7 protein-coding genes and 1 other annotated feature are annotated in these 11,834 nt (G+C 49.3%); of the genes, 6 read left to right on the forward strand and 1 reads right to left on the reverse strand.

Annotated elements, in window-relative coordinates:
* Positions 1-6: 6 nt before the first annotated feature.
* Positions 7-687 carry a queuosine precursor transporter gene (locus tag ACQ5DJ_RS27260; protein WP_429845169.1) on the forward strand — a complete coding sequence of 227 codons (681 nt, stop codon included), beginning with the start codon at positions 7-9 and terminating at the stop codon, positions 685-687.
* Between the two features lie 171 nt (positions 688-858).
* The gene (locus tag ACQ5DJ_RS27265; protein ID WP_429845170.1) at positions 859-6,345 is read left to right on the forward strand and encodes a chitobiase/beta-hexosaminidase C-terminal domain-containing protein; all 5,487 of its coding nucleotides are present in this window, start codon (positions 859-861) and stop codon (positions 6,343-6,345) included.
* A 58-nt stretch (positions 6,346-6,403) separates the two neighbouring features.
* Here the strand turns inward: ACQ5DJ_RS27265 and trpS are convergent, their stop codons facing one another.
* Positions 6,404-7,390: a tryptophan--tRNA ligase gene (gene trpS / locus ACQ5DJ_RS27270; RefSeq protein ID WP_429845171.1), complete on the reverse strand. Its 987-nt coding sequence runs from the start codon at positions 7,388-7,390 to the stop codon at positions 6,404-6,406.
* Between the two features lie 66 nt (positions 7,391-7,456).
* Positions 7,457-7,734, reverse strand: a binding site (T-box leader).
* A 131-nt stretch (positions 7,735-7,865) separates the two neighbouring features.
* Here trpS and ACQ5DJ_RS27275 point away from each other — a divergent pair.
* The 4 genes from ACQ5DJ_RS27275 to ACQ5DJ_RS27290 form a co-directional block, all read left to right on the forward strand.
* Positions 7,866-8,456 carry a TetR/AcrR family transcriptional regulator gene (locus ACQ5DJ_RS27275; RefSeq protein WP_429845172.1) on the forward strand — a complete coding sequence of 197 codons (591 nt, stop codon included), beginning with the start codon at positions 7,866-7,868 and terminating at the stop codon, positions 8,454-8,456.
* Positions 8,457-8,471: 15 nt separating this feature from the next.
* Positions 8,472-9,008, forward strand: a complete 537-nt coding sequence (locus tag ACQ5DJ_RS27280) for an HXXEE domain-containing protein (RefSeq protein WP_429845173.1) — start codon at positions 8,472-8,474, stop codon at positions 9,006-9,008.
* 91 nt (positions 9,009-9,099) lie between these two features.
* A complete protein-coding gene (locus tag ACQ5DJ_RS27285; protein WP_261375910.1) occupies positions 9,100-10,428 on the forward strand; it encodes an ArsR family transcriptional regulator in 1,329 nt (442 codons plus the stop codon).
* A 151-nt stretch (positions 10,429-10,579) separates the two neighbouring features.
* On the forward strand, positions 10,580-11,834 hold a 1,255-nt coding region (locus ACQ5DJ_RS27290), incomplete at its 3' end, for a M4 family metallopeptidase (protein WP_429845174.1).

The raw sequence follows: 11,834 nt of genomic DNA on the forward strand, positions 1-11,834 counted from the left end.
AATCATATGTTTAATTTTTGGATCGGAGTGCTTTTTGCTCTGGTGAACTTCGGACTGTTCCTGCTCTGCTACCGACTGTTCGGCAGAATGGGACTGTACGCGTGGATCGGGATGGCTACCGTGCTGGCCAACATCCAGGTGGTCAAAACAATCGAGATGTTCGGCTTGGTCATGACGCTCGGCAATACGATTTATGCTTCTATTTATTTGGTAAGCGATCTATTGAACGAGAAGTATGGGGAAAGAGAAGCGAAAAAAGCCGTATGGTTCGGCTTCTTTACCTTAATTGCGGCAACGATCATCATGCAGCTCGTGCTGGTATTTGAACCACAGGAAACAGATATTGCCCAAGGTTCCTTAGAGACGATTTTTGGCTTGATGCCAAGAGTGGCATTGGGAAGCTTGTGTGCGTATTTTGTCAGCCAGTTTGTCGACGTGAGAATCTATACGTGGCTGAAGAAAAAATGTCCGGGCCGCAATCAGCTCTGGATTCGCAATAATGGAAGTACGCTCTTCAGTCAGCTGCTCGACTCGGTTACCTTCTGTACGATTGCCTTTTTGGGAGAATTCCCGATGGACGTATGGTGGCAAATCCTGTTGACCACCTACCTGATCAAGTTTGTCGTATCGGCAGCTTCGACGCCGGTTCTTTATATCGCGCGTAGTATGAAAGTGGACGAAAGCTAATTGACAAAAATACAGAAAAACCGCCAAGGACGATAGAGCTTGGCGGTTTTTGTTTTTACAAGTTTAGAAGGATTATACAAACTTTACATCAAATTTACATAAGATTCAGGTTATACGTTTACCATTTCATAGTAGATACTTCCGAATGATGTGAGGAGGAATGATGCGAGAATGCTGAAAAAAAGAGGGAGTGCTTCCAGGTGGCCGAAGCTGGCGCTAATAGCCGCGGTTATGATGGGAACTGTTTTACCCACCGGGTGGATGCCACAGGCAAAAGCCGCGCGGGCTGATCATGTGGTGATCAGTGAGGTGTATGGGGGTGGGGGGAACTCAGGTGCCCTGTACAAGAATGACTTCATTGAACTGTATAACCCAACAGACACGGCTGTTTCGGTTGGAGGCTGGTCTGTGCAGTATGCCTCTGCTACGGGAACAGCGTGGCAAAAGGCAGGGCTGACAGGAAGCATAGCCCCTTATGGCTTTTATTTGGTTCAGTTAGCCTCATCGGGTTCAACAGGGGGGGACGTGCCAACTCCTGACGATAGCGGGACTTTGAACTTGTCAGGGTCGAACGGGAAGGTTGCACTGGTCAACGATGATGTCACGTTAACCGGGGCGGATGTCACTTCCCAGACAAGCGTCGTGGATATGGTCGGCTTTGGTACTGCGAATTCATCTGAGGGCAACTCACCAGCACCAGCTCCCTCGAATATAACCAGCGCCCAACGCATAAGCAACGCCAGCGGCATTGTTCCAAACGGAGGAAATGGCTGGGATACAAACAACAACGGCAACGATTTTATCACAGGAGCACCTACCCCGAAAAACACACAAAGCCCAGTAGAACCGCCGCTACCAACAGATGCGACCGAAAAGCTAAACGCTACAGAACTTATTTTTGATCATACTGATCCTATCCAAGCAACAATTCGCGGCTATGTCGGTCAAGGGCGGACGATTAAGGTTTATGCGAGTCAGCCTACAGGAACAGGTAGCGACACTCCTTTGGCACAGCAAGACTCGGATGCTTCCGGGTTAATCGAGCTGACTTTTGCCAATCCCGATCCAAATGCGCAGGGAGTCTATCTGACTGCAACGGAAGGGAGTAAGAAAGAGAGCGCGAGCATCGAGCTGAGGCCAGCGGTAGCCAGCGCAGCTTTGATCCAGGGAAAAGTCAGCCTGCAAGCATTGAACGGTGTGGGCGAGCTGCGCGGAGAAGCTGGAGCGGCAGCAGGGAATGCGATACTGCGCGCATACGATCCGCAAAAACAACCGTTGATGCTTAGTAACAAAGAAACAGGAACAGCACAGGCAAACGGGTCATTTTCCTTTACGATTCCAAACATCGACCAGCTGGATCATATACTCGTAACGCAGCAAACAGTTGGGGAATATGGCAAGTCGTTTGAGAGCCCGGAAGTTAGCGTTACCAAGTCAGCCGTAGGTTCGACTACGATTGCTGAAGCAAGAAGCACCCCGATAGGAACGAACGTGAGTGTCGTCGGAACGGTGACGGCGATGTTTGAAGCGGGTGGGCAAAACAATGTCTATTTCCAAGACGATACGGCGGGACTCGTCCTTCGTGCGCCAGGATTGACTGGCAAAATTGAGGAAGGAGACAAGATCCGAGCTACTGGAAAAATGAACGACTATAATGGGCTGGCACAGCTCGAAGCAGCTACTAGCAACGTGGAAATCGTGCAGAAGCAAGCGGGGGTGCCTAACCCGCAAATTGTGACTTCTACTGATTTTGCGGCTGCTACAGGTGAGGCTTTGGAAGGCAAGTTGGTGACGGTAAAGGTAGTCACCGTCAAATCAGTAACGAGCGGCAATTATAAGCTGGAGGATCAGCACGGTACGTTTGTGTCTCGTCCTGCTGCCACTCTTCCACTTCCAGTAAACAAGAGCTATGCCGCTATTACAGGCGTGGTTAACTACGATCGCAATGAATACAAGCTGGTTCCGCGCACTATCGCTGATCTCGTAGAGGACGAGAATAAAGTCCCCATGGTCACAGCGAGCCCAGCAGGTCCAATGGTGACAAAGGGAACAAAAGTCACGCTTTCAACGACGATGGCTGACGTAACGATCTTCTATACGATAGATGGTTCAACGCCGAGCAGAGGAAGTCTCAAGTATACGGGACCGATCCAGATTGACGCGGATACGACCGTTTCAGCCATAGCCGTGAAGGATGGTTTTACAGACAGCAATGTAGCGACATTCCGTTACATCATCCAAAAAGATAACGTTCGCATTCATGACATTCAAGGAAAGTCGCACCGATCAACGATGGTGGATGGAACGGTGACGAATGTTCCGGGAATCGTAACGGCTATCATTCGAAGCGGTAGCAATGTACAAGGCTTTTATATGCAAGACCCATTACCGGACGCAGACCCATTTACTTCTGAAGGTATTTACGTTTACGAGCCAAAAGCAGTGGTCACCCCAGGCGATGAAGTAACCGTTAGCGGAACCGTCAAGGAATTCGTGCCATCGAACAGGGCGGGTACAGACCTCACTCAGACGCAAATTGATGCGACCAACGTTGTTATCGGCGCTAGAAAGGCACTCCCAGAACCACTCATCCTGGGCAAAGACAACTACGAATATCCAAAAGGAATCATCGACAACGACAGCCTCGGCAAATACGATCCAGACCAAGACGGCATCGACTTCTGGGAAAGTCTCGAAGGCATGCTGGTGCAGATCGACAATCCAATCGTAGTTGGCGAAACCAAGACATTTACCAATCCACGTGCAACGGAATTTGTTGTCATTGATAACGAGGCCCATCCGAGTCAGCCGCGTACACCAGCTGGCGGAGTAGTACTAGAGGCCAATGATTTTCACCCTGAGCGCATCACGGTATCGGACAAACTCGAAACGATTACCGGTGAAGTAAAAGTCGGCGACAAATTTGACGGACCACTAGTAGGCATCATTGACTACAGCTTTGCGAATTACAAGCTGTTCCATACAAAACCATTTACGGTACAGGCAAGCCATTATGAGCAGCCAGTGACGAGTATTTCCCCAAAAGAAGATAAGCTGACAATCGCTTCGTACAACATCGAGAATTTCTCGGCTAAAACCGATTCTGCCAAAATCAATCGTATCGCCGAGACGATCGTGGACAACATGAAGCGGCCGGATATTATCGGCGTGGTGGAAATGCAGGACGACAATGGGCCGACGGACAATGGGCAAACAGATGCTAAACAGTCTGCGGACGCATTGATCAAAGCGATTGAAAACAAAAACGGCCCGACTTATCAATACACCGATATCGCGCCACAGAACAATCAAGATGGTGGACAGCCAGGAGGAAACATCCGTGTTGGTTTCTTCTACAACCCAGAACGGGTACAGCTGGCTAGTGGAACGCCAGGAGGTTCAACAGATGCGGTGCAAATCGAGACACGAGATGGCGTGGCGCATCTGTCTCTCAATCCAGGGCGGGTAGATCCGACAAACGATGCGTTTGCTTCGAGCCGTAAGCCGCTGGCAGCGGAGTTTGTTTTCCAAGGCGAGCCTGTCATTGTTATCGCCAACCATTTCAACTCCAAGGGTGGAGATCAAGCGCTCTTTGGAAAAGATCAGCCGCCACAGCTGGTGAGTGAAGTACAGCGCATGAAAATTGCCCGTGTATTAAATAGCTTTGTAAAAGAAATCCATGCGGCGGAAGCGAAAGCAAATGTTGTGGTACTGGGTGATCTCAATGATTTCCCGTTTTCGAATCCGGTGCAGGAATTGGCAGATGGCGTTTTGATCAATATGGTGGAGAAGCTGCCGAAGGGTGAGCAGTATACGTACGTGTACCAAGGGAACTCTCAGGTCTTGGATCAAATTTTGGTCAGCAACCATCTGGAGAACGACACGAAGGTTGATATCGTTCACATCAACGCTGGTTTGACCGAGAGCGAGGGACGTGTGAGTGATCATAATCCTGTCCTTGTACAGCTGGACTTGAAGGATCGTGGCACGCCGGAAAAAACAGCACAAGAAGTAGCAGAAAGCATCACGCAGCTCACACAGCCAGCAGCGGGTGTGACGCGCTTGAAGCTACCAGAAGTATCTACAGGCTTTACCATCATGATCAAATCGTCTAGTGATACAGCGATCATTGCGCTGGACGGCAAAATTACGCCGCCAAATCGCCAGACGAATGTAGACCTGATTTTGGAGGTCACACGAACATCCGACCAATCGACAGCTGTGACCAAAGCATTGACCGTGCAGGTTCCAGCTAAGCCGGACTCACCACCGCCAGTTACACCGCCGGACAGAACACCGACACCTGACTCACAGCGAGCTTTGAATAAGGAAGCAGCTCAGGTCATCTCCGCAAGCAACGAGGAGAATGCCATTTTGGGACAGGTGGATCGAGTACTCAGCCATCTGGAAAAACTTCTGGATGCCCAGCAGTGGACGCCGACTGAGAAATGGGAGACGGTCACAGATACGATCACGACTGTACTCGAGGCAGTGGCCGAGCAGGCCGAGCGAGGAACCATTGATGAAGAGGCACTCCAAGATGTGACGAAGAGCTTTTTGGACAAAGCATTTGACCCGCTCACAGAAGAGGGCATCAAGGATGAAGAGCTTGCCCGCCTGGCACTTGCTTCGTTGACGAGCTTGGCGAAAACAACACTGGAGCCGCTCGATGAAAAGGATATTTCCAAAGAGGTTGCCAAGCATGTCCGTACATTAGCGGAAAAGCTTTTGAAAAAGCTTGGCACGGTTGTCATTGAAGATGGGGAAGAGATCAAGGCAACGGACGAACAAGTAGATGAACTCCTAGACATACTCGGGGAATTCATGAAAGCAATCGAGTCCGTGAAAGAAAAAATCGGCTTTGCACCGGTGCTGTTCATTCAGGTGGAAGAGAGCGATGACAATTCGAGCGACACGCGTTCTCGTAAGGAAGAATCCGCTGATCCGACGGTGACGCTGGAACAGAAGCTGGTTGAACAATTGAGGGAAAAAGAGGTAGGTATCCGCGTAACCTTGGAAAGCGAAGCATGGGTAGAAGTGCCGGGCACATACTTTTCCGCTCAGCGTGCAAGAGAGTTTGCCCTTTCTCTGACGGAAGCAAACGGGAACGGGTGGAAAGGTGTGCCAAACCCTGGTGAAGCCTATCAAGTGCAAGTGTGGAGCAACGGTAAAAAGGTAACAAATCTCGGCAAAACAGGCTTTACACTTGGTCTGCCAGTCGCCGATGACGCAAGCGAAAAGCTCCAGGCGTATTCGTACCGGAGCAATATGTGGAGAGCAGCTATTGGACTCAAGGGAAAAGCGATCCAGGTGACGAAAGACGACGATCTGGGGAGCTTTACAGTAACGACGGCGGCCACTTATGTCGTCGGTGAGAGTGCCTTGAAAAGAATCGAGATCGAGCCGAAATCTCTCAAGCTAGCCCAGGGCGAGGAAGCACAGCTCAAGGTAATGGCGGTTCTCGGTAATGATGCGGAAGAAGACGTTAACGAAGCGGAGGGTATCGAGTTCGCATCAAGCAACCCTGAACAGGTAGAGGTTGATGAGACGGGACGGATTCTTGTCTTGGATGATGCCAAACCGAGAACAAGAGTGACCATCACGATCAGCTACGCTGGCAAGACTGCCAAGGTAACTGTCACGGTTAAGAGTAATTAACGAAAAGAAAACGGGTTGGGAGATAGCTTCCCAGCCCGTTTTTTGTTGTGGAAATGGATTAGATGCGTGCCATCCCCATCACTTTTTCAACTTTGTACAGCATCTCATTCGCGACCTTATTCGCTTTCTCTGCTCCGGCAGTCAGGATATCATCCAGCTCAGAGGAGTGGAACAGTTGCTCGAAGCGTTCTTGAATCGGACGCAATGTTTCTACGACAACTTCTGCCAGCTCGGTTTTGAATGCGCCATAGCCCTTGCCCTCGTACATCGCTTCGATCTCATCCAGAGTTTTTCCGGAGCAGAGGGAGTAGATGGTCATGAGGTTAGAGACAGCAGGCTTTTCTACTTTGTCATATCGCACAACGCTATCGGAATCCGTTTGCGCGCGCTTGATTTTTTTCGTAATGGTGTCTACATCATCCAGCATGGAGATGAAGGCGCCTTGGTTTGGATCGGATTTGCTCATTTTCTTGGTGCCTTCAGCAAGGGACATGATGCGTGCGCCAGTCTCAGGCAGGCGAACCTCTGGAATGGTGAAAATGTCGCCATAACGGTTGTTAAAACGGGTGGCCAAATCACGAGTCAGCTCCAGATGCTGCTTCTGGTCCTCGCCCACAGGGACGAAATCAGTGCCGTACAGCAAAATATCAGCAGCCATCAATGGAGGATAAGCCAGCAGACCGCCTGGAATAGATTCGCCGCGTCCATCGGATTTGTCCTTGAATTGGGTCATGCGCTCCAATTCACCCAAGTAAGAGGTACACAGCATGATCCAGCCGAGCTTGGCATGGGCCGGTACTTCCGATTGGACGAACAGCGTCATTTTGTTCGGATCGAGGCCAACGGACAAATAGAGAGCCGCGAGACGACGGATGTTTTCGCGCAGGACAGCAGGCTCCTGTGGAACGGTAATCGCATGCTGGTCTACGATGCAGTAAAAGCAGTTGAATTGATCTTGAAGCGGAACGAAGTGCTTCATTGCGCCCAAGTAGTTGCCGAGTGTCAAAATGCCGCTTGGTTGAATGCCGGAAAAGATGGTTTTCATGGGAAAGCTGCTCCTTTCAATGTTAGATATGAGTTTTTGGAAATACAAAAAGGTCCATCCGCCCTGGACAGGGACGAATGAACCGTGGTGCCACCCTTGTTATTTCACGCAAGGAATCATCCATACGCAAAATCTCTTTAATCCGTACCGTTTCTGTGTAAGACAGCTTGATACGGTGTCCATTGTAACGTACGGACGTAACGCCAAAGCCTACTGCCGCCATGAGAGCGGGTTCGGTTTGGAGCTCGGAAGCCCATTCATCATTTCCTTAACACTGATTCGCACCAACCATCAGCTCTCTGAAGTCTCGAAAAATGACTACTCTTCTTCCTCATTGCCATCAAATGATACCCTTTGAGCAAACATTTTACGCACTGTCGAGAGAAAAAGCAAGTGGGTCTTGACAAGAAAATCCAAAAGTTGTAAAAATAACTCAATAGTTATATAACTGACAAGTTACTTTTGAGGTGAGAAAATGACCAATGACAAATTGTCAAAAGGGGAGCAGAGTCGCAGTCGGTTACTCGCAGCGGCAGCTTCTGAGTTCGCGGCAAAAGGCTTTCATCGCACACGGGTGAGTGACATCGTGAAAGCAGCAGGCCTGACACAGGCGTCGTTTTACCAGTATTTCGACAGCAAGGAAGGCTTGTATCAGCAGTTGACGGACACATTTGTCACCAAGCTGTGGGAATTGGCGAACAGCGGTCAAAAGGTAACGGCCTTGACGAAGGCAGATGTTTTCCATCAGGTACGGGAGAATCTGCTCGCTTTGTTCCTATTTTTTCAGGAGCAGCCTGATTTGACCCGGATCGTACTGTATCAGGCGGAAAAGGGCGAAGAGCTGCATCGTAAGCTAGCTTCAATTGTTGCTGTCAACTTGCGAAGAAATCAGAGTGCTGGGCATGTCCGTGTCGAGTTGTCTGTGGAGGTGGCGGCAGAGGCAATGATCGCAGTCGTAGACCGTATGACGACGCGGTATTTGTTGACGGGCGAGAAAACAGCGGAGCAGCTTGCGGACGACGCAGCATCTTTTTTGGCATATGGAATTTTGCAGGCAAACGAATAGGAAGAGGGTGCTTGTATGCTAGAGCTGTCCCATCTGATTTGGTTGTTTTTAGTCGTTTTCATGTTTCATGATTTCGAGGAGATCGTGATGGTAGAAGGTTGGGTGCGAGCCAAAAAAGACATCATTAGACAGACGGTTCCAGAACGGCTTATGAAGTTGATAGAGCCTTCGCTTTCGATGAACACGGCGCAATTTACCGTCGCAGTCTCTTGTATTTTCGCCGTTTTATCGGCAGCGGTCATCCTGACTGTCACGACGCTTTCGGCTGGAACGTACCTCCCGTTTTTCCTGGTTTGTTTGCACGTGATGTTTCTCCATGTTTTCATGCATGTTGGTCATACCGTTGTCCTTCGCACGTACACACCTGGTGTGGTGACGGCTGTGGCATTCGTTTTGCCGTATTGTTTGTATACGTATGATCGATTGCTTGAGGCTGGGCTTGCGACGTGGCCCTTGATATGGAGCACGTTGCCGTACAGCTTGCTGATCATCCCTGTTTTGTACGTGGCACACCAGATTGGGGAGGCAGCAGGTAAAGTGATCCCCCGATGAGAAAAAGAAAGGGAGTATGTTATCCTAGTAGAGGTTGTTCAAAAAATCGTTTATTGATCATAGAAGCAGTCCACAAGTAGGAAGAGATTGTGTGAAAGAGGGAATTTTGTTGAAGCTGCGACTAGGCGTCATAGGCGCGGATGATTCACTTGCCATCATCGAATCAGTCATGCGAGAGTTTCCCGAAATTGAATACTTGCCGATTGTCTATTGGAAAGAAGAAGAAATCCTCGATCTGATCTTGCCACATGTGGATGAGGTGGATATGTGGCTTTTCTCCGGACAGGTCCCTTATGCCATGGTGAGCGAGTCAGGCAAGGTCCAAGTGCCGATGGCTTATGTGCCTCATCTCGGTGCGAGCTTGTACAGAACCTTGCTTCATCTGTCCCATCAATTGGGAATCCGGGTGGATGAAGTGAGCTTTGATACATTTTCACCAGAAGAACTGGAGCATTTTATGGACGAAGCGGGCATCGCTGGTGGTTACAAATGGCTCAAGCATTACGAGGGAGCAATCTCAGCCGATGAACTGGCCGATTACCATGAACAGCTTTGGAGGGCAGGCAAGACAAAGGTGGCTGTCACCTGCTTGCGGACAGCAGATGTAGAGCTGGCACGGAGAGGTGTCCCTGTACATCGGGTCGTACCGACACGTGCAGGCGTGATTTCGGTCATTCACATGCTTTTGCGAACGCACGAGATGCTGCACTTCAAAGATACCCAAATTGCCGTGCAGATGATGGAGATCGATCCATTTCGCGAGCTTGCCGGTGGCAACTTTTCCACAGATGAATGGCAAAATGCCGAGATCAAGACGATGGAAAAGCTGTTGCGCTACGCGAAGCATTTGCAAGGCTCACTGAAGACAGCAGGTCCCGGACGCTACGTCATTTTTACAACGCGGGGCAACCTGCAAGAAGTGACTCGTGACTATGCGACCATGCCGGATTTGGAAGAGCTGTTTGGCATTCGTGCTGATCTAGTGACATGCGGAATCGGGATCGGCAAGACCGCTTATGAAGCAGAAATCCATGGTGGCGCGGCTTTGCTGCACGCCAAAGAGCGCGGGACAGGCAACTGGATGGTCTTCTTTGATGACAAAAGCGTCGTAGGGCCGCTTGGTCGTGCTGAACAGATCACGTATCGGTACGACTCAGAAAAGCTGCAAGAACTCAGCCAGCTTACCTCACTCAGTGTCATGACGCTCGCCAAGCTCTACTCCATACTCAAGAAGCGAGGCTCTCAGGAAATTCATGCGACAGAATTAGCCTCGTATCTACAAATTCTGCCACGAAGCGCCAGACGCATCCTAATTGAACTGGAGTCAAAGGGACTCGCTCAGGTGATCAGGGAAGAAAACCCACACCCGCGAGGCAGACCGCGCAAGGTGTATCGGATCGTATGGCAAGCGCAATTGTAATAAATTTACCAATTAATCATTTCTTTCGGGAAATGATTTTTTTGTCGTTAAAAAATTGTTCTCAAATTCACATTTATGACAAATAATAAGAGATGTAAACAACTATGAACTTACATAAAAAACAATATTTTCCAAGGAGGAGTTAACAAGTATGAAAAAATCGGTTTTTGCAGTAACACTCAGCTTCGCATTAGGTAGTTCTACCTTCCTGCCGCTAGCTGCGCAGGCCGAATCCGAAAGCATCGTCTATAGCGCTGAGTGGGATACCCCCGAATTTATCGGAGAAGAGTTCGAGGCAGAAGATCTGGATGGCGAAGACAAAGTTTGGGGATTCCTGGAGCAACATCAAGATTCCTTCCGCATTGACGGAGAAGTGAGAGACCACTTTAAAGTACTAGATGAAGTGACAGACAGAGAGACAGACATGACTCACTACCGCGTGCAAGAAATGTACGAAGGCATCCCGGTCTATGGTTATCAGCAGACGATTCACGTAAACGAGGATGGAAATGTAACGGCATTCCTCGGAAACTACGCACCTGACCTGTCAAACAATGACGACCTGACGAAAAAACCAAAACTCAAATCAGATAAGGCAGTCAAAGAGGCCATTAAGGATTTGGAGGATGAGATCGACAAAAAAGTGGAGAAGTTCGAGGTGAAGCCAAAAGGGAACCTCTATATCTACATCAAGGAAGATGAATCGTATTTGGCTTACGAAGTGGAGCTGAATTTCCTCGATCCGCAGCCAGGGCGTTGGAAGTATTTCATCGATGCAAATTCTGGTGACGTGATCAACAAATACAATATGCTCCATGAAATTACAGGGACGGGTACAGGGGTACTTGGTGACTCTAAGTCCTTCGAAGTAACGAAAGTAAGCAATACAAACTACACGACGAAAGATACAACGCGCGGTAAGGGAATTGAGACGTACACTGCACGGAACAGATACACCCTCCCAGGCACGCTTGGCTCTGATACCGATAACAAGTGGACAGATGGTGCACTGGTCGACGCGCATGCCTATGCACAGAAAACCTACGATTACTACAAAAGTGCACATAACCGTAACAGCTATGACAACAACGGTGCGAAATTGATTTCTACTGTCCATTACGGTAGCAACTACAACAACGCATTCTGGAACGGCGTGCAAATGGTATACGGGGATGGAGATGGAAGCGTATTCCGCCCATTGTCTGCTGGCTTGGATGTCGTTGCACATGAATTGACACATGCCGTTACAGAAAAAACAGCTAATCTGATCTATCAAAATGAGTCCGGTGCGTTAAATGAATCCATCTCTGACATCTTTGGGGCAATGATTGACAACGATGATTGGCTCATGGGTGAAGATGTATACACACCAGGAACGCCTGGAGACGCACTACGCTCTCTCGAAG

The sequence above is a fragment of the Brevibacillus sp. FIR094 genome (assembly GCF_050477165.1).
GTDB lineage: Bacteria > Bacillota > Bacilli > Brevibacillales > Brevibacillaceae > Brevibacillus.